The organism is Kiloniellales bacterium (assembly GCA_030064845.1).
In the GTDB taxonomy this organism is placed as follows: domain Bacteria; phylum Pseudomonadota; class Alphaproteobacteria; order Kiloniellales; family JAKSDN01; genus JASJEC01.
The window spans coordinates 41,215-59,908 of record JASJEC010000005.1 but is presented as its reverse complement, the minus strand read 5'-3'; the positions used below and the strand labels follow the sequence as shown (position 1 = coordinate 59,908).

At 67.0% G+C, this 18,694-nt stretch carries 18 protein-coding genes; 5 read left to right on the top strand and 13 right to left on the bottom strand.

The features are described from left to right. Positions 1 to 19 precede the first annotated feature (19 nt). Positions 20 to 742, top strand: a complete 723-nt coding sequence (locus QNJ67_03175) for a response regulator transcription factor (GenBank protein MDJ0607950.1) — start codon at positions 20 to 22, stop codon at positions 740 to 742. Positions 743 to 874: 132 nt separating this feature from the next. On the opposite strand, the gene QNJ67_03170 is transcribed toward QNJ67_03175, so the two are convergent. The 5 genes from QNJ67_03170 to QNJ67_03150 are packed head-to-tail and all read right to left on the bottom strand — an operon-like array spanning position 875 to position 6,428. After that, positions 875 to 1,720 (bottom strand): protein-glutamate O-methyltransferase, encoded by an 846-nt coding sequence (locus tag QNJ67_03170; protein MDJ0607949.1) that lies wholly within the window; start codon positions 1,718 to 1,720, stop codon positions 875 to 877. Beyond that, positions 1,717 to 2,811 carry a chemotaxis response regulator protein-glutamate methylesterase gene (locus tag QNJ67_03165; GenBank protein ID MDJ0607948.1) on the bottom strand — a complete coding sequence of 365 codons (1,095 nt, stop codon included), beginning with the start codon at positions 2,809 to 2,811 and terminating at the stop codon, positions 1,717 to 1,719. Before QNJ67_03165 ends, QNJ67_03170 begins: the two co-directional genes overlap by 4 nt. A 31-nt stretch (positions 2,812 to 2,842) precedes the next feature. Beyond that, positions 2,843 to 3,208: a response regulator gene (locus QNJ67_03160; protein MDJ0607947.1), complete on the bottom strand. Its 366-nt coding sequence runs from the start codon at positions 3,206 to 3,208 to the stop codon at positions 2,843 to 2,845. A 59-nt stretch (positions 3,209 to 3,267) separates the two neighbouring features. After that, entirely contained in the window at positions 3,268 to 3,756 is a 489-nt protein-coding gene (locus tag QNJ67_03155) for a chemotaxis protein CheW (GenBank protein MDJ0607946.1), read from the bottom strand. After that, positions 3,753 to 6,428 carry a chemotaxis protein CheW gene (locus QNJ67_03150; protein ID MDJ0607945.1) on the bottom strand — a complete coding sequence of 892 codons (2,676 nt, stop codon included), beginning with the start codon at positions 6,426 to 6,428 and terminating at the stop codon, positions 3,753 to 3,755. Before QNJ67_03150 ends, QNJ67_03155 begins: the two co-directional genes overlap by 4 nt. Before the next feature lie 392 nt (positions 6,429 to 6,820). Between QNJ67_03150 and QNJ67_03145 the strand changes: the two genes are divergently transcribed. Beyond that, positions 6,821 to 8,431 (top strand): iron ABC transporter permease, encoded by a 1,611-nt coding sequence (locus QNJ67_03145; GenBank protein ID MDJ0607944.1) that lies wholly within the window; start codon positions 6,821 to 6,823, stop codon positions 8,429 to 8,431. On the opposite strand, the gene QNJ67_03140 is transcribed toward QNJ67_03145, so the two are convergent. Continuing rightward, the gene (locus QNJ67_03140; GenBank protein MDJ0607943.1) at positions 8,432 to 9,079 is read right to left on the bottom strand and encodes a histidine phosphotransferase family protein; all 648 of its coding nucleotides are present in this window, start codon (positions 9,077 to 9,079) and stop codon (positions 8,432 to 8,434) included. It abuts the gene before it with no gap. 134 nt (positions 9,080 to 9,213) lie between these two features. Between QNJ67_03140 and QNJ67_03135 the strand changes: the two genes are divergently transcribed. The 3 genes from QNJ67_03135 (at position 9,214) to QNJ67_03125 (ending at position 11,709) form a co-directional block, all read left to right on the top strand. Continuing rightward, positions 9,214 to 9,366 (top strand): DUF3553 domain-containing protein, encoded by a 153-nt coding sequence (locus QNJ67_03135; GenBank protein ID MDJ0607942.1) that lies wholly within the window; start codon positions 9,214 to 9,216, stop codon positions 9,364 to 9,366. A gap of 142 nt (positions 9,367 to 9,508) precedes the next feature. After that, on the top strand, positions 9,509 to 10,675 hold the full coding sequence (locus tag QNJ67_03130) for an ankyrin repeat domain-containing protein (GenBank protein ID MDJ0607941.1): 1,167 nt from the start codon (positions 9,509 to 9,511) through the stop codon (positions 10,673 to 10,675). A gap of 26 nt (positions 10,676 to 10,701) precedes the next feature. Further along, positions 10,702 to 11,709, top strand: coding sequence for a 2OG-Fe(II) oxygenase family protein (locus tag QNJ67_03125; GenBank protein MDJ0607940.1), 1,008 nt, complete (start codon positions 10,702 to 10,704; stop codon positions 11,707 to 11,709). A 33-nt stretch (positions 11,710 to 11,742) separates the two neighbouring features. On the opposite strand, the gene QNJ67_03120 is transcribed toward QNJ67_03125, so the two are convergent. The 7 genes from QNJ67_03120 to QNJ67_03090 all read right to left on the bottom strand — a co-directional run bounded on the left by QNJ67_03120 (position 11,743) and on the right by QNJ67_03090 (position 18,677). Next, positions 11,743 to 11,871 carry a hypothetical protein gene (locus QNJ67_03120; GenBank protein MDJ0607939.1) on the bottom strand — a complete coding sequence of 43 codons (129 nt, stop codon included), beginning with the start codon at positions 11,869 to 11,871 and terminating at the stop codon, positions 11,743 to 11,745. A 62-nt stretch (positions 11,872 to 11,933) separates the two neighbouring features. After that, complete coding sequence (locus tag QNJ67_03115) at positions 11,934 to 13,247, bottom strand: c-type cytochrome (GenBank protein MDJ0607938.1); 1,314 nt, start codon at positions 13,245 to 13,247, stop codon at positions 11,934 to 11,936. Between the two features lie 37 nt (positions 13,248 to 13,284). After that, positions 13,285 to 14,430, bottom strand: a complete 1,146-nt coding sequence (locus QNJ67_03110) for a formate dehydrogenase subunit gamma (GenBank protein ID MDJ0607937.1) — start codon at positions 14,428 to 14,430, stop codon at positions 13,285 to 13,287. 96 nt (positions 14,431 to 14,526) lie between these two features. Continuing rightward, on the bottom strand, positions 14,527 to 14,721 hold the full coding sequence (locus QNJ67_03105) for a hypothetical protein (protein MDJ0607936.1): 195 nt from the start codon (positions 14,719 to 14,721) through the stop codon (positions 14,527 to 14,529). A gap of 211 nt (positions 14,722 to 14,932) precedes the next feature. After that, the gene (gene fdh3B, locus QNJ67_03100) at positions 14,933 to 15,529 is read right to left on the bottom strand and encodes a formate dehydrogenase FDH3 subunit beta (GenBank protein ID MDJ0607935.1); all 597 of its coding nucleotides are present in this window, start codon (positions 15,527 to 15,529) and stop codon (positions 14,933 to 14,935) included. Positions 15,530 to 15,542: 13 nt separating this feature from the next. Beyond that, the gene (locus QNJ67_03095) at positions 15,543 to 18,416 is read right to left on the bottom strand and encodes a formate dehydrogenase subunit alpha (protein MDJ0607934.1); all 2,874 of its coding nucleotides are present in this window, start codon (positions 18,414 to 18,416) and stop codon (positions 15,543 to 15,545) included. Positions 18,417 to 18,473: 57 nt separating this feature from the next. Next, positions 18,474 to 18,677: a twin-arginine translocation signal domain-containing protein gene (locus QNJ67_03090; protein MDJ0607933.1), complete on the bottom strand. Its 204-nt coding sequence runs from the start codon at positions 18,675 to 18,677 to the stop codon at positions 18,474 to 18,476. Positions 18,678 to 18,694 lie beyond the last annotated feature (17 nt).

Below are 18,694 nucleotides of genomic sequence, written 5' to 3'. Positions count from 1 at the left end.
AGACCCGGGGGTTGAAGTTATGCGTGTGCTCCTTGTTGAGGACGATTCCGCGACCGCCCAAAGCATCGAGATGATGCTTCGGTCCGAGAGTTATGTCTGTGACACGACGGACATGGGCGAGGACGGTTTGGAAATCGGCAAGCTCTACGACTACGACATCATAATCCTGGACCTGATGCTGCCTGATATCGACGGCTACGAGGTGCTCCGGCGCCTGCGTGCCGCCCGGGTCCAGACGCCGATCCTGATCCTGTCCGGCCTGTCCGGCCTGGACGACAAGATCAAGGGTCTCGGCGTCGGCGCCGACGACTACCTAACCAAGCCCTTCGACAAGCGCGAGCTGATCGCCCGGATCCAGGCTATTGTTCGGCGGTCCAAGGGCCACTCCGATTCGATCATCGAAACCGGCAAGCTGACGGTCAACCTGGACACCCGCACGGTCGAGGTGAACAGCCAGCCGCTGCACCTGACCGGCAAGGAGTACGGCATCCTCGAGCTCCTGTCCCTGCGCAAGGGCACGACCCTGACCAAGGAGATGTTCCTAAACCATCTCTACGGCGGCATGGACGAGCCCGAGCTCAAGATCATCGACGTCTTCGTCTGCAAGCTGCGCAAGAAGCTTGCGGCGGCGACCGGCGGCGAGAACTACATCGAGACGGTCTGGGGCCGCGGCTACGTGCTGCGCGACCCGGTCAAGCGCGGCGCCGGCGCGGACGACGAACAGAAAGCGATCAGCGCCTGATCCCCGCCCGGACCCCGGTCCGGGAAGCAATCCTCACTCTCCCGTCATTTACGGACGCGTGCGCGCGGCACGACGGCTGCGCGCCGACAGCGGCTAACGCCCTGCCTCAATCTCCGATCGGATGAATGGGCTCTAGCTGGCGGCGCGGATCGCCGCCTTGTCCTTGCCCTTGCTCAGGCCGTAGATGCCGCGCTGGCCCGGGATCAGCTGGAACCGGTCGCAGATGCCCAGGACCGTCTCGGCGCCGCCCAGGTAGAGGAATCCGTCGTCGGGCATCAGCGAGGCGACCTGGTTCAGGACCTTGCTCTTGGTCTCCTGATCGAAATAGATCAGGACGTTGCGGCAGAACACGACGTCGAAGCTGCCGAGCACCTTCGGGCTGTCCAAGAGGTTGAACGGCTTGAAGCTCACCATGTCCCGGATCTCGTCGCCGATGCGCCAGCGCTCGTTGTCCTGGACGAAGTACTTGACCAGCAGATTTATCGGCAGGCCGCGCTGGACCTCGAACTGGGAATAGGCTCCCTCCCTGGCCTTCTCCAGCACTTCCTCGGAGAGGTCTGTCGCCAGGATGTCGATCTTCCAGCCGGCGAGCTGGGCGGCGTTCTCCTTCAGGATCATGGCCAGCGAATAGGGCTCCTGGCCGCTCGAGCAGGCCGCGCTCCAGATCCGGATCGACTTGGTGCTGCCCCGGTGCTCCAGCAGGTGGGGCAGCACGATCAGGCGGAACTGGTCGAACGGCTTGGTGTCGCGGAAGAAGAAGGACTCGTTGGTGGTCATCGCCTCGGTGACGTCGGTCAGCAGGCGCTCGTCCTTGCCGAGGCGGACGGCGGCCACCAGCTCGTCGATGCCCTTGAAATTGTGCCGCCGCGAGACGGGATTGAGCCGGCTCTCGAGCAGGTATGCCTTGTCCTTGCTCAGGACCAGTCCCGAGCGCTCCTTGAGCAGGCGGGCTATGAGTTCGAAGTCGTGCACGTTCATGCTGCTGTCCTCATCGCGGCGCGCGCCACATAGCCGGCGATTTCCGACAGCGGCAACAGGGCCGAGCAGAGACCCGCGGTCGCCACGGCTCCGGGCATGCCCCAGACGACGCTGCTCGCTTCGTCCTGGGCGATGACGGTGCCGCCGGCGGCGGTGATCTCTTCGGCCCCCTTCTTGCCGTCCGCGCCCATGCCGGTCAGGACAACCGCCAGGAGGCGGCCGCCGTAGACCTGGGCCATGCTGCGGAACATCGGATCGGCAGCCGGTCGGCAGAAGTTTTCCGGAGGGTTCTGGTTCAAGGCGATCGTCTTCGCGCCGCCTTTGGCGACCACTTCCATGTGGAAGCCGCCGGGCGCCAGGTAGACCTGTCCGCCGACGACGGCTTCCCCGTCGACCGCTTCGTGGCAGGGCAGCTCAGAAACCCGCGAGATATGCTCGGCCAGCATGGCCGTGAAGGTCGGCGGCATGTGCTGGGTGACGAAGACGGGCTGGGTCAGCCCGGCCGGCAGATTGCCGAACACCTCGAACAGGGCTTGCGGACCGCCCGTCGAACTTGCGATGCCGATCGCCTCGGGTTGGGCCAGCCCTTGCCGGCGGAGCTGAATCGAAGAAGGCGCCGCCGCCGGGCGGACCGGCGTGGCTGCGCGATCCCGGGGCGGCGCCGTGGCCCCGCCGCGGGCCGGCACAAGGGCCTTGATCTTGCCGATCAGCTCGCGCTTGAAATCATCGGTCGAGTGGAGCTCGCTGGCCGAAGTCGGCTTCGGAATGTAGTCGGTCGCCCCGGCCCGGAGCGCCCGCATGCTGATGTCCGCGTTCTTCCGGGTCAGGGTCGAAGCCATGATGACCTTCAGGTCCGGCCTGGCCTTGATCATCAGCGGCAAGGCGGTCAGCCCGTCCATCACGGGCATCTCGATGTCCAAAATCACGACGTCGATCTCGTGGCGCTCCAGGGCCTTCAGCGCCACTTCGCCGTTCTGCGCCGAGGCGACCACCGCGATCCCGCCGTCGGATTCGAGCAGCTTGGTCAGAAGACCCCGAATGACGGCCGAGTCGTCGACCACCATGACGCGGCAAGGCTTCGCTGTGGTCATGCGGCTGTCCTCGATCCCTGCCCCGGCGCCCTCAAAGCAATCCGGCTTGCGAGAACTTGGATTCGATGATGTCGCCGTCGAAGGGCTTCATGATGTACTCGTTGGCGCCGGCGCCGATCGCCTGCTGGATGTGGGTCATGTCGTTTTCCGTGGTGCAGAAGACGACCACCGGCCGGTCGCCGCCCGGCGCGGCGCGCAGATCCTTCAGGAATTCCAGGCCGTTCATCACCGGCATGTTCCAGTCCAGTAGGATGGCGTCCGGCATGCTGCGCTGGCAGGCCTCGAGCGCGACCTGGCCGTTCTCGGCCTCTTCGATCTGGAACTGAAGGCCCTCGAGAATCTTGCGGGCGACCATCCGCACGACCTTCGAGTCATCAACAATCAAACAGGACTTCATTTCAAAGCTCCAAATCCTTGCGCCGCGTCGGGCTCTTCAGGTTCGGACCGCTGGCCGGGTCAGGCCGCCGCCGACGCGCCGTAATCCAACAAGCGCTCGACGTTCAGGCTTACCAAGAGCTTGTTCTGAAGACGAAAGATGCCCGCCGAGAACTCCCGCACGCGGGGATCCAGGGTGGGCGGATTGGGTTCGAAAGTATCGGGCGAAAGAGCCAAGACCTCACCTACGCTATCGACAGTCAGGCTGTAGAGATCTTGGCCGTGCTCGACCACCACGCTCATGGGCTCGGTCTCGCAGTCGGCGGCCGGCAAGCCCAGCCGGCGCCTGACATCGATGACCGTTACGATTCTCCCCCGCAGGTTGAGCGAGCCGGAAATCTCCGGCGGCGCCAGGGGGATCGGAGCGATCCGGCGCGCGGCCAAGATATCTTGAACCTTGAGCACCGGTATACCGAACAACTGTTCGGCAATCGTAAATGTCACGAAGTCCTGGGACGCCTTTCCGCCGTCGGCGGATTGGTCTCCCGTTTTCGGCGGTTCCACGGTCATGCGGCGCCTCGCGCGTGGGTCAGGGTTTCCTCGAGCGCCCGCAACAGGGCGTCCCGATCGGTCTTGGGCACATAGTCGTCAAATCCGACCGAGCGGCCGCGCGCCAGGTCTCTAGGATTGGCATGGGAGGAGAGCGCGACCATGGGGGTCTCGGCCCAGGGCGAGGACTGGCGCACCGTCTGGGCGAATTCAAAGCCGTTCATCTTCGGCATCTCGATATCCGAGATGATCACGTCGTAGGTCTTGCCGGACTCGCAGAGCGCCAGCGCCTCGGTCGCGCCGCTCACGGCGGTCACCTCGTAGCCCGCAACGCTGAGCAGCGGGGCCAGCAGGTTGCGGAAGAAGGGGCTGTCGTCGACCAGCAGGACCCGGCCCTGGCCGTCGTCGCCGAAGGCCTGGCGTTGCCCGGCGCCGAACCAGTCATGGAAGGCCTTGGTCAGGTAATGGCTGGTATCGATCACGTCGGTCGCCTGGCCGTTGATGATCGCGCTGCCGATCAGACCGGCCTGTTCGCCGGTCAGCTGCACGTTCACGCGGTCTTCCACGATGTCGACGATCTCGTCCACGACCAGACCCATGGATCGGCCGCGATCGGAGAACACCAGAACCGGCTGGCGGCCTTCCTGCTTGAGCGGCGGCATCCCCTCCATCAGCACCAGGGGCATGAGCTGGCCGCGGTACTGGACGACATAGCGGTTGCTCGAGTTCTCCACCTTCTCGAGTTCGATTTCCTCGATCCTGGCGACCAGCGACAGGGGCACGGCCTTGGGCGCCTCGTCGATCGCGCGAAACACCAGCATGGCGATGCGCTCTTCGCCCGTTTGCTCCTCCTGTTCGAGCTGGGCGCCCGCGCCGCTCTCGGTCACCGACAGCTCGCCGGTCGCGGCGGCGATCCCGTTGGGGTCGAGGATCATGACGACGCTCCCGTCGCCCAGGATCGTGTTGCCCGAGAACAGCGTCAGGTCGCGCAGGATCGGCGCGACCGGCTTCACGACGATCTCCTCGGTATCGAAGACCCGATCAACGATGATGCCGAAGCTGTAGGCCCCGACCTGCGCCACGACGATGAAGCCCTGGACCTGGTCGCCGTTCTCCTGGCCCTCGGGGGCCGGCAGGCCGAGCAGACTGCGCAGGTTGACCAGCGGCAGCAGGCGATCGCGCAGCCGGAGCACCGGCGTTTCGTTGATCCGCTCGATGGTGTGCTCGGACTTTGACGAGGCCCGAACCAGCTCGACCACCGAGAGCTGCGGGATGGCGAAGGGCTGGCCGCCACACTCGACGACCAGCGCCGACACGATCGCCAGGGTCAAGGGGATCTTGATCAAAAAGCGCGTGCCCTTGCCCTCCTCGGACGAGAGCTCGATGGTGCCGCCGATCTTCTCGATGTTGGTCCGGACTACATCCATGCCGACACCGCGGCCGGAAACCGAGGTCACCGTCTCGGCGGTCGAGAAACCCGGGTTGAAGATGAACTGCATGATTTGCTTGCGCGACATGCCCTCGAGCTCGGCCTCCGTCGCCAACGCGTTCTTCAGCACCTTCTGCTTGATCTTCTCGATCGACAGACCGCGGCCATCGTCGGAGATCTCGATGATGATGTGACCGCCCTCGTGGTAGGCGTTGAGGGTGACCGTGCCGACCTCCGACTTCCCGGCGGTCAACCGCTCATGGGGCCGCTCCAGGCCGTGATCGCCGGAGTTCCTGACCATGTGGGTGAGCGGGTCCTTGATCAGCTCCAGCACCTGGCGATCCAGCTCCGTCTCTGCCCCCTTCATCACCAAATTGATCTTCTTGTCGAGCTCGTTGGCGATGTCCCGGACGATACGGGGCAGCTTGGCCCAGGCGTTGCCGATCGGCTGCATCCGCGTCTTCATGACGCCTTCCTGCAGCTCGGAGACCACGTGGTTCAGCTGCTGAAGCGGCGCGTGGAACTCGCTCTCGTGCTGCGAGCGCAGGATCTGGAGCAGCTGGTTCCGTGTCAGCACCAACTCCGAGACCATGGTCATCAGGTTCTCGAGCAAGTCGACGTTGACCCGGATCGACTGGCTGGCGACCGACGATTCCTTCGCCGCCTGCTCCGGCTCAGCCGGGGAGGCGGTTGCGGGGGCGGCCGCTTCGACGGCCGCGGGGGCGGCCGGGGCCGGCAGCTCGGGCGCCGCCGCTTCCGGCGGCTGCTCGGCCGGGGCCGGGTCGGGCACCACGGTCAGTACGGCGGCTTCCGGAACCGGCGGCGCCGCTTCGGGCGCGGGCTCGGCGGCGGGCTCCGGCTCGGGCGTCGGGGCGGGCGCGGCTGCCGGGCCTTCGGCGGTCGCCTTGAGGCGCGCGATCAGATCACCGTCGTCGCCCTCGGGCTCGCACTCGTGCTCCTCGAGCTTGGCGAGCAGAAAACGGATCTTGTCGAGGCACTCGAGGATCAGCGACACGGTGTCCGCCGTGACCTCCAGCTGGCCGTCGCGGACCTTGCCCAGGACGTCCTCGCCGGCGTGCGCGACCGATTCCAGGCGCGGGAGACCCAGGAACCCGCAGGTGCCCTTGATCGTATGCATCAGCCGGAAGATGTTGCCGATCAGTTCGGGGTCGTTCGGGTTCTGCTCCAGCCGCACGATCTCGACGTCGAGCATGGAGAGACTCTCGTTGGTCTCGGTCAGGAACTCGCTCAGAAGATCGTCCATCGAGGTCTTCTCGCTCCTTGCCGCTCGTTTTCGTGGGTCAGCCTTCGACCGCAGAAGCGGTCGATTAACCAACAATCGGACTAGCGTAAACTTCCCAGAAAGCCTTTAAAAAGGCGTTACCCCAAGGCCTTGGCACCGGATCGCGGCTTTCCTTCGCGCCGCGTTCAGGGTAGACCTCTCGCCGCCGCGCCCGGGCAATCTTGCGATTGCCTATCAATTGCATTACTTCTGAGCGAGGTCTTCCGGCCCTGGTGGCACGGCCGGGAGCGGAGCAATCGAAGAGAGCTCGACGCGTGAGCCAGACCACTGGCGACCCACAGATCTTCGCGGTCCCGTCGGCGGCACCCGCCAGGCCGCCAGGGCGCGCGCGCGGCTTCTCCCTGCTCGCCTGGATGTCGCTGGCAACGGCGGCCTTGTTCTCGATCCCGGCACTGGGCGTTGTCATTAGCCTCCTGCAGCCGAGCGGCGATACCTGGCGGCACCTCTCGGCGACGGTTCTGCCCGGCTACGTCTGGAACACGGCGATGCTGGCGCTCGGCATCGGTCTCGGCGCACCCGTGATCGGGACCGGCTGCGCTTGGCTCGTCACCCTGTGCCGATTTCCCGGGCGGCGCCTGTTCGAATGGGCGCTGATCCTGCCCCTGGCGGTGCCGGCCTACGTCATGGCCTACACCTACACCGACTTCTTCCAGGTCGCCGGCCCGGTGCAGAGCCAGCTGCGAGACCTGACCGGCTGGACGCCCCGCGACTACTGGTTCCCCGAGATCCAGTCCCTGGGCGGCGCCGTCATGATGATGATGTTCGTGCTCTATCCCTATGTCTACGTGCTCGCCCGCTCGGCCTTCCTGGAACAGTCGGTCTGCGCCCTGGAGGTCAGTCGCACCCTGGGCTGTTCTCCCTGGCGCAGCTTCGCGCGCGTGGCGCTGCCGCTGGCGCGCCCGGCGATCGTCGCGGGGACCGCCCTGGCGGTCATGGAGGCGCTCGCCGATTACGGGACCGTTTCCTTCTTCGGCGTACCGACCTTCACGACCGGGATCGTGCACGCCTGGATCTCGCTGGGCGACCGGGCCGCGGCGGGCCAGTTGTCCTCCGCCTTGCTCGGTTTCGTCCTGCTCGTCTTGCTGCTCGAGCGGGTCAGCCGCGGGCGCGCCCGCTACCATCACACCTCAGGCCGCTATCAGCGGCTGCCGGGCTACCGCCTGCGCGGCTTCCGGGCGGCGGGCGCCGTGCTGTTCTGCGCCGTTCCCCTGGTGCTCGGCTTCCTGCTGCCCGCGGCCATCCTGCTCCGCATGACCTTCGAGGTCGGCCTCGAGCAGTTCGGCGGACGCTTCTTCCAGTTCGCCCTCAACTCCTTCACCCTGGCGGCCGTCACCGCGCTCATCGCCGTCGCGATTGCGATCATCATGGCCTACGCCCAGAGGCTTCAGCCCAGCCGCTGGACCGCGGCGGCGACACGCACCGCCGCGCTCGGCTACGCGATCCCGGGTACGGTGATCGCCGTCAGCGTGCTGATCCCCTTCGCCCGGCTGGACAACTGGCTCGACACCTGGATGCGGGCCACCTTCGATGTCTCCACCGGTCTGCTCCTAACCGGATCCATCGCGGCGCTGGTCTTCGCCTACCTGGTGCGCTTTCTCGCGGTTTCGATCAACGCGGTCGAGGCGAGCCTGGCCAAGATCCGGCCGGCCATGGAAGACGCCGCACGCAGTCTGGGCCAGGGACCGGGCGGCACCCTGCGCCATGTCCATGCGCCCCTGATGCGCGGCAGCTTGCTGAGCGCCGGCCTGCTCGTCTTCGTCGAGGTGATGAAGGAGCTGCCGGCTACCCTGGTGATGCGCCCCTTCAACTTCGACACCCTCGCGGTGCAGGCCTACAACCTCGCGTCCGACGAACGCCTGACCGAGGCCTCGGGGGCCTCCCTCGCCATCGTGCTGGTCGGCATCCTGCCGCTGATTACGCTGAGCCGGGCGATTGCCCGTTCGCGGCCCGGCGGGCGCGCCTGATCAGGGCAGGACGACGCTGAACACCAGGTGGCCGGGCTCGCTTTCCCGGCAGGCCAGACGGCCGCCATAGCGCTGCACCAGGAGCGCAGTGAAATGGCCGTGCACGTTGCGCGCCGTCAGGCTGTCGGCCGCCACCTCGGGAGACATGGCGGCCTCGGTCTGCTCCCGAAGCGCCGCGTCCGTTCCCTTGGCGCCGACCGAGATCTCGAAGCCGTCCCCCTGGCGGGCCAGCATGGTCGTGATGACGCCGCCGCGCGGCAGGGATTCCTCGGCCAGGACGATCAGGTTCAGCAGGATCTTGCCGCAGGCCTTGGGGACCTCGTCGCCTGGCATCGGGTCAGACCACTGCAGCTCGCACTTCATGTGCGTCATCAGCGCCTCGGCCAGGCTGCGGAACAGCGTGAGGTCGCCGCCCTGGTGATCGCCGGCCGATCCATAGGCCATCCGGTAGTACTGCAGCACGCAGCCGGCCTGGGCGGCGCTCTTGGTCGCCAGCTCGAGCGCGTCGTCGGCCATTCCAAATTCCTGGTCACTCAGCAGCTCCATGCCGTTGCTGACGGCCCCGACCGGGCCGACGAGCTCGTGGCAGAGACGTGAAGCGAGCAGCTCCATGACCCTGAGATCGATCATCACTTTATCTTCTGTCATGGGCTTCCTTTATCGGCTTGGGCACCGGCCGACCCGTCCCTCCGTCGCCTGGCCGCTTGGCCAGGCGCGACCCCTGGCATAGGATCTGCCGAAACGAACGAGGGGTCCCGGTGAGCATAGAGTTCGAGCCTGGCATGCTGGTCAGTCATCCCGATGAACCCGATTGGGGTCTGGGACAGGTCCAATCCGTAGTCGGCGAGAAAGTCACGGTCAACTTTCAGCATGCCGGAAAGGTTCTGATCAACACCGCACGCGTATCCCTGACGGTGGTCGAGCGGGCCACCTAGCATTTCGATGGCCGGCGCCCCCGACAGAGAACCGATCGAAACCGGGTGGCGAAGGCCGGCGCCGACGCCATGGTGCAACCCAATGGTTAAGAGGACGGAAAGGCTGCCCGAGCGACCGGCCCCCGAAGCCTCTGCTTCCGCCGTGTCACGTTTCGGACCGTGGCTCGTCCTGCTGCTGATCGCCGCGGCCGCCGTCGCCCGAGCCCAGGAGCCCACGGTCGCCGACCGGGCTCTGCTCCAGGCGGCGGCGACCGGAGAGGTCGAGCTGATCGGCTATGCGCTCGACCAGGGCGCCGACATCGAGACCCGCGACCCGAGGGGCAACACGCCGCTTCTCCTGGCGGCGCGCGCCGCCTCCGCGGCCGGCGTCGAGATGCTCCTACAGCGGGGCGCCGATCCGGGCGCCGCCAGCGACGACGGCTGGAACGCCCTGCACACCGCCGCCTACTTCGGCTTCGCCGACGTGGCCAAGGTCTTGGTCGCCGGCGGCACGCCGGTCGACGCGAGAGAGCTGGAATACGGCAATACGCCGCTCTTGATCGCCGCCCGCCGGAGCAGCCGGGGGGTCGCCGTCGCGCTGCTCGACGCGGGGGCGGAAATCGAGGTCCGTGACCTCGAGGACGGCAACACGCCGCTGATCAACGCCGCCTTCGAACCGCTCAGCCTGAGCCTTCTGTCCGAGCTCGTGGCCCGGGGCGCGGACGTCAACGCGGCGGCCGCGCGCGACAGGCGCAGTCCCCTGATGGCCGCGGTGGCGCGCGGCAACCGCGGCGCCGCGGAGATCCTCCTCGCCGCCGGCGCGGCGGTCGAGTCCGTCGACAGCGACGGCTACCGGGCGCTGCATTTCGCGGCCATGACCGGCGAGTCGGCGCTGGTCTCGGTGCTGACCCGGGCCGGCGCGGCGGTGGAGGCGCGGGCCGAGCGCGGCGACACCCCTCTCGGCCTGGCCGCGGCGGAGTCCCAGGTCGACGCGGTCCTGGCGCTCCTGGCGGCCGGGGCCGACCCCGACGCGCCCGGCCGCGACGGCCTGCCGCCCCTCCACCGCGCCGCCATGGCGGGCGGGACCGGCGCGGCTCTCGCGCTGCTGTCAAACGGCGCCGACGTCAACCTGACCGATGGAGCCAGCGGCAATACGGCGCTCATGCTGGCCGCGAACCGGGGCTTCGTGGATCTGGTGAGCCTCCTGCTCGACCAGGGCGCCGAGGTCGGGATCCGGGCGAAGGACGGCTGGACGGCGCTCCAGGCCGCGGAGATGATCGGGGACAACGAAACCGCCGCTCTGCTACGCGCCGCCGGTGCGCTAGAGTAGGAGATTCCGACTGGGGAGACCCGACCATGGCCGAGGTGCCGACGATCGATATCGCGCCGCTGTTCTGCGGCGACGAGGGCGCGCGGAGCGCCGCCGACGCCCGGATCGCCGCGGCGCTTGGAGAGTGCGGCGGCTTCGTGGTCCGGGGCTTCCCGGGTGCCGACGGCGTCGACGCCCGCGCCGCCGCCATGCTGGCTTTCTTCGACCTACCCACGGAGACCAAGCGAGCCGTCGCGACACGGGTCACCAACCCGGAGAACTCGCGCATCTACCGAGGCTATCTGGCCTCGCTGGAACCTGACAGCTGGGCGCACAACGAGTTTTACGACATCGGGCCGGAGGATCCCTGCCCGGGGCCGCCGATCCCGGGCATGGAAATCCTGGCCGAGACCAACGCCTGGCCGGCGATCGAGCCGGCGCCCGGCTGGCGGGACGCCATGCTGGCCTTCTACGGCCACATGAAGGCCGTGGCGACCACTCTCATGCAGGCGGCCGGCCGGGTCGCCGGGCTTCCGCCGGAATCCTTGACCGAGCGCTTCGAGGGCGGCAACTCCACGCTGCGCCTGCTCAACTATCCGACCCCGCCCCGGGGCCTGAAGATCGCCGAGGAGCTGCCCGATCCGGCCGGCAAGGAAGCGTCCGTCCCGCTGGCCGCCGGCCGCCATACCGACACCGCCGGCCTCTCCCTGCTCTGGCAGGCGCAGCCGGGCCTCCAGGCGCAAGGCCCCGACGGAACCTGGCGCGACGTCCCGGCGGGGCGGAACGCCATCTCGGTCCATCTCGGCGACGTCTTGGAATCGCTCAGCGGAGGACGCTTGGCCGCGACACCGCACCGCGTCCTGGCCAGCGGCGGGCCTCGGCAGTCGATCGGATTCTTCCTGGAGCCCGCGCTCGGCGCGATCATTACGCCGACGCCGCGCTCGGCGGGGCTCGGCGAGGCGGCCGCGGGGACCCGGGACACCTACGGTTGGCACCTGCTGCGCCAGCTCAACGGCTATCAGGGCTACGAGGACCTGGTGCCGCGGCCCCGCTGAAGCGGATTTCGCCCTAAAGTCCCGGTCCGGAGCTCAGCTGCCCAGGCGGACGTTGGGGGTCGAGTAGACCTCGGCCGTGCCCAGGCCGAGCATGTTAAGCACCACCGCGGCGACGATGGCGAGGACGATGGCGGTGGCACAGCTGGCAACAAAGGCTCTCATGGCATTTCCCGTCTTTTCTTCCCGCTGCGTTGCGCTGCTTCCCTGACCGACCCATCGGCGGCTCACTCGGCCGGGGCGGTGACCCGTTTCAGGTAAGCGATCAGTTCGGCCCGGTCTTCGGCGTTGGGCATGCGTTGCAGAGGCATCTTAGATCCCGGGGTATAGACATCCGGGCCCTGGTCGAAAAGGGCGTCGATCGTCTCTTCGTTCCAGATCACGCCGCTCCGCTTGAGTCCGTCCGAGTATTTGTAACCCGCGACCGAGCCGGCCCGCCGCCCGAACACGCCGTAGAGCGTCGGTCCGGCCTTGTTCCGGCCGTTCGGCGAGACGGTGTGGCAGACCGCGCAGCGCCCAAACAGCTTGGCCCCACGCCCACCTTCGGGAAGGGCGGCGGTCTCGACCGGCTGCCGCGCGCCGCTGGCGCCGATCTCCTGGCCGGACTCCACATCCCAGACCCGGACCACCTCGTCGGAGCCCGCGGAGAGCAGCTCCCGGCTGTCGGGCGTGAAGGCCAGCGACCAGACCGGCTTCTCGTGGCCGTAAAAGGCTCGAACGAAGTGGCCGGTCGCGATGTTCCAGAGCAGGACCGTCCGGTCGGCGCCCGCCGAAGCCGCATAGCGCCCGTCGGGTGACACGGCGACGGTGAAGACCGGGCCCTCGTGGCCGACCAGATTGGCCTGCTCCCGTCCGCTCGGCAGTTCCCAGATCCGCACCGATTCGTCGACGCTGGCCGAGACGGCCCGGCTCCCGTCCGGCGTAAAGGCGATCCCGTTGACGCCGAAGTCGTGGCCCGTGATCGTCGTCTCGATGGCGCCGTCGGGCAGGCGCCACAACTTGACAGTGGAGTCGTAGGACGCACTGAGCAGCCAGGCGCCGTCTGCGGAGAAGGCGACCGCGTTGACGATGTTGCTGTGGCCCTCCAGAACCGCGCCGGCCGTGAGCGCCCGCAGGTTCCAGAGCCGCACGCTGCGGTCCCAGCCGGCGCTGGCGGCCCAGGCGCCGTCGGCCGATATCGCGACCGCGGAGACCTTGCCGCTGTGCCCCTCGAAGCTGTGCAGCACCGCGCCGCTGTCCAGATCCCAGAGACGCAGAGTACCGTCGTCGCTGGCGGAAAGCGCCCGCGCCCCGTCGGGCAGGAAGGCCACGCCGTTGACGGCGCCCTCGTGCTCGTTGAAATCGCGAATCGCCGCCTGGCCTTCGAGGTCCCAGAGGATCAGCGTGTAGTCGAAACTCGCGGTCATGGCCCGCCGGCCGTCGGGGGACACGGCGACGCCCTTGACGAATCCGCCGTGGCCGGAGAGTTCGGCGTGCGCGGCGGCCCCGCCGGCCAAGAGGGCCGCGGGCAGGACGAGCGCGACGAGAGCCCGCGCGATCATGACCCCTGGCGAATCCCGGGCAAGCGTCCGGCCGGCCCTATTCGGCCGGCTGGGCCTTGGGCGGCCCGTGGTCCCCTGATTGAGGGATCGGCTCGCCCCTCACCTCGGCGACCCAGATGTTGTGGTGCTCGCGCGCCCAGTTCTCGTCCACGTAGCCCGAGCCCATGGCGTCGAAGGCGCCCTCCATGCCCAGAGAGCCGATGTAGATGTGGGCGATGACGATCGCGATCAGCCCCAGCGCGACGATGGTGTGCCAGAGCTGCGCGTACTGCATCTCGACGATCGGCGCCAGCCCGGTCGGGAGGTCGAAGCCGAACAGGTTCAGGAAGGCGAAGGTACCGTCGAACATCGACATGGTGAAGGGGAACATCAGGGCGATGCCGGTCAGGCTGATCGACACGCCGCCGAGGATCACGCTCCAGAAGATCAGTTTCTGGCCGGCGTTGAACCGGCGCGAAGGCGGGTGGACACCCTTGACCACCAGGCCGCCGCCCTGGGCCAGCCACTTGAGATCGTACTTGTTGGGGATGTTGTGCCGCACCCAGAGCACGAACATCAGCACGATGCCCAGCATGAATCCGAAAGAGAGATAGTTGTGGGCGTACTTCCCGACCATGCTGATCCAGGCGAAGGCGGCTGGGCCCAAGATCGGCAGCAGGAAATGCTTGCCGTAGAGCAGGTTGAGACCGGTCAGCGCGAGGATGATGAAGGTGACGGCGGTCAGCCAATGGGCGAAGCGATCAAGTTCGTTGAAGCGCTCGATGGTCTTGCCGCTCGGCCCGGCGTCGATGCGGATACGACCGCGGACGAGGAAGAAGAGGGCGATCACCGCCACGCTGATCGCGAGCGCCCAGATCCCGCCGATGGTCACCCTGTCGTTGCGCAGAGCGCGCCAGTTATCGCCCTCCGACTGGATCATCAAGCCGGCCTGCTTGTCGGGGATCGAGACCGTGCCCTGGGCCCCGTTGCGGATCTCGCGCCAGAACTCGGAATCGCTGGCTGTGCCCAGATGCCCCCCCGGGACGTTACCCGAGAGGGGAGAAGGTTCCTCGACCTGGCGCCCCTGGGTCTGGGCCCAGGCGGATCCGCCGAGATCGATCGTCAGTGCCAGCCCGACCAGGGCCATGAGGCAGCAAAGCCGCCGCAGGGCCGCGCGAAGTCCGGGTGTCTCGTCTCTACGCATATCGCCTCTCCCGAAGGTCGGGACAGTCGCTTCCCGACGATTCAATCAATGCGAGTCCCGCAGGACCCGCGGGCGCAAAGCCGACGGCCACCCGATTCAGCCGCCTTGTTGCAGCGCCCGTTGCCGCAGCTCGCGGAGCGTCTCCTCGTCCAGGGCCGGCTCCGTGGGGCCCAGGTAGACGCCCTTTTCGTAGTGGGTCGGTCGGCCGAGTTCGTTCTCGTCGCAGGCGGCGAGGACGAGCGCGGCAGCGGTCAGGGCCGCGGCCGCGAGGGCTGATCTGCTGCTGCTCATCGAAATGCCAGACTCCTTCCGGCCCGCACGGCCGGTCCTGCCGGTGTTTCCGGTCTTTGGCACAGTCTTGAGTATGCGCAGTTGTATGCCAAGCCGACTCGGACACTGTCCAGTGTCAAATCCCTGACAGAGCCAGGGTCGAAGCGGGGGCGGCAGGCAACCTGCCGCCCCCGAACCTCGACCAGCTCGTCAACACGGGGTTAACGAGAACCTAAGAGCCCGACTTCTGATCGTAAGCCGTGCCCCAACCCCAGGCGCCCGATCCGAAGCCCCGCGACACCACGCGCTCGCGGTAGATATCGGAGACGACGTCGCCGTCGCCGCCGAGCAGGGCTTTGGTCGCGCACATCTCGGCACACAAGGGCAGCTTGCCCTCGGCAAGACGGTTGCGGCCGTACTTCTGGAACTCGGCGGCGGAGTGATCGTCCTCCGGACCGCCGGCACAGAAGGTGCACTTGTCCATCTTGCCTCGGCTGCCGAAATTGCCGGCCTGCGGATACTGCGGCGCGCCGAAGGGGCACGCGTAGAAACAGTAGCCGCAACCGATGCAGAGGTCCTTCGAGTGCAGGACCACCCCTTCCTCGGTCTCGTAGATGCAGTCCACCGGACAGACCGCGATGCAGGGTGCATCGGAGCAGTGCATGCAGGCGACCGAGATCGAGCGTTCGCCGGGCTTGCCGTCGTTGATCGTGACAACCCGGCGACGGTTGATGCCCCACGGCACCTCGTGCTCGTTCTTGCACGCGGTGACGCAGGCGTTGCATTCGATGCAACGTTCGGCATCACAAAGGAACTTCATTCGTGCCATCGCTCAGATCTCCTCAAGCAGCTTCGATTCGGCACAGGGTCGCTTTGGTCTCCTGCATGTTGGTGACCGAATCGTAGCCATAGGTCTGGGCCGTATTGCTGGCCTCGCCCAAGACATAGGGGTCCGCGCCCGTCGGGTACTTGCCCCTCTGGTCCTCGCCCATCCAGTGCCCACCGAAGTGGAATGGCATGAACGCGACCCCGCGGCCGACCCGTTCCGTCACCATGGCCATGACCTTGACCTTGGCTTCGTTCTCCGGGCCGTGGACCCAGACTTGCTGCCCGTCCTTGATGCCGAGATTGTTGGCATCGAAGGGGTTGATCTCCACGAACATGTTCTGCTGGAGCTCGGCGAGCCAGGGGTTGGAGCGAGTCTCCTCGCCGCCGCCCTCGTACTCGACAAGGCGCCCAGAGGTCAGAATCATCGGGAAATCAGCCGTGAAGTCCTGGTCCTGGATGGATTTGTACCGGATCGGCAGCCGGTACATCTTGCGGTCTTCGTAGGTCGGATAGTCCGGTACGAGATCGCGGCGCGAGGTGTAGAGCGGCTCGCGGTGCAGCGGCACCGGATCCGGGAAGTTCCACACCACGCAGCGCGCCTTGGCGTTGCCGAAGGGCGCGCAGCCGTGCTTGATGGCGACCCGCTGGATGCCGCCCGAAAGGTCGGTCTTCCAGTTGGTCTTGTCGCCGGCGATACCCTCGATGACCTGACGCTCTTGCGGCGTGAGATCCTTGTCCCACCCCAACTTCTTGAGCATGGCCATGGTGAACTCCGGATAGCCGTCCTGGATCTCGGAGTCGACCGGGTAGCTGCCTTCGGCCAGCAGGTTCTGGCCGTCCCGCTCGACGCCGAAGCGCGCGCGGAAGCAGAGGCCGCCTTCGGCCACCGGCTTCGAGGGGTCGTAGAGAATCGGCGTTCCCGGATGCTTCATCTCCGCCGTGCCCCAGCAAGGCCAAGGCATGCCGTAGAATTCGCCGTCCGCCGGACCGCCCACAGCCTGGAGCGATGTCCGGTCGAAGGTCGCCTGATTCTCCATGTGGAGCCGCAGGCGTTCCGGCGACTGACCGGTGTAGCCGATGGTCCACATGCCGCGATTGAACTCGCGGGTAATGTCCTCGATCAGGGGCTCGGTGCCGTTGATCTCGATGTTCTTGAACATCTCGTCGGCGAAGCCGAGCTTCCGGGCCAGGAGATAGAGGATCTCGTGGTCCGTCTTCGACTCGTAGAGCGGATCGAAGACCTTCTCGCGCCACTGGATCGAGCGGTTGGACGCGGTGACCGAGCCGTAGGTCTCGAACTGCGTCGCCGCAGGCAGCAGGTAGGTGCCGTCCTTCCTGTCCTGCATGACCGCCGTCATGGTCGGGTATGGATCGATCACGACCAGCAGGTCGAGCTTCTCCATCGCCTTCTTCATGTCCGGCAGACGGGTCTGCGAGTTCGGCGCGTGGCCGTCGAACACCATGGCCCTAAGGTTGTCGGGCTGGTCGATGTTCTCCTTGGCCTCGAGGGCGAGGTCGTACCAGCGCGAAACCGGCGTGCCCTTGCTCTCCATCAGCTCCTTGGAGGCGAAGCGGCCGAGCAGGTAGTCGTAGTCGACGTCCCAGACCCGGGCCCAGTGCTTCCAGGAGCCGGTCTTCAGGCCGTAGTAGCCAGGCAGCGTGTGACAGAGCACGCCGAGGTCGGTCGCACCCTGCACGTTGTCGTGGCCGCGGAAGATGTTGGTTCCGCCGCCGGCCGTCCCGATCACGCCGAGGGCAAGACCCAGAACGCAGTAGGCCCGGGTGTTGTTGTTGCCGTTGGTGTGCTGGGTGCCGCCCATGCACCAGATGATGGTAAAGGGGCGGTTGTTGGCCAGGGTCCGCGCGACGCGCTTGAGCTGGGAGCCCGGCACGCCGGTCACCCGCTCGGTCTCCTCCGGGGTCCACTTGGCGACCTCGGCCTTGATCTGGTCCATGCCCCAGACACGCGCCCGGATGAAGTCTCTATCTTCCCATCCGTTCTCGAAAACGTGCCAGAGAATGCCCCAGATCAGCGCCACGTCGGTGCCCGGGCGGAAGCGGACGAACTCGTCGGCGTGCGCCGCGGTCCGCGTGAAGCGCGGGTCGCAGACGATGAAGGCCGCGTTGTTCTCCTCCTTGGCCTTTAGCATGTGCTGCAGGGCCACGGGGTGCGCTTCGGCCGGGTTGCCGCCGATCTCGAAAATGGCGCGCGAGTTGTGGATGTCGTTGTAGCTGTTGGTCATCGCGCCGTAGCCCCAGGTGTTGGCGACACCCGCGACCGTGGTCGAGTGGCAGATCCGCGCCTGGTGGTCTCCGTTGTTGGAGCCCCAGAAGGCGTAGAACTTACGGAACAGATAGGATTGCTCGTTGTTGTGCTTGGCCGAGCCGAGCCAGTAGACCGAGTCTGGGCCGGACTGCTCGCGGATCTGGAGCATCTTGTCGCCGATCTCGTTGATCGCGTCGTCCCAGCTGATCTTCTGCCACTTGCCGCCGACCATCTTGACCGGGGTCTTGAGGCGTCGCTCGCCGTGGGCGTGCTCGCGCACCGCCGCGCCCTTGGCGCAGTGGGCGCCCAGGTTGAAGGGGCTGTCCCAGCCGGGCTCCTGTCCGACCCAAACCCCGTTCTGAACCTCGGCGATGACCGTGCAGCCGACCGAGCAGTGCGTGCAGACCGACTTGATCTGCTGAATCTCGCCGCCGCCGGAGCTCTGGGCTTCGGCTTTCTTGACCATTCCCGACGACAGACTCGCGGCCGCCACGGCACCACCGGCCGCGAGCCCCGAGCGCCTCAGGAAGGTCCGGCGGTCGATGGCACTGCCAACCACGCCTGCCAACGCCTTGGACAAACGGGGGCCATTCGCAACCCCATTCGTCTTTTTCGTAAGCATTGACCTCTCCTACGCTTGTTCCGTTTTCCGAAAAGCCAGTCTCGATCGGAGACCCGATCAGAACCTGGCCAGTTGGTAGTACTTCTTCACGTGGGCCGTCTCGCGATAGCCCGCGCTGCCGGGCCGGGCCGAAGCCGGCTCGTCCGCCTTGCCTTGCTTGGCGGAGAGCCCGACCGCGGCCATGCCGGCGGCGCCGGCCCCGAGGCCGGCTTTCTTGAAGAAGTCCCGGCGCCCGACCGGCGCCTTCTTCTTCTCGCTCATCTGCTCACCTATCCTTT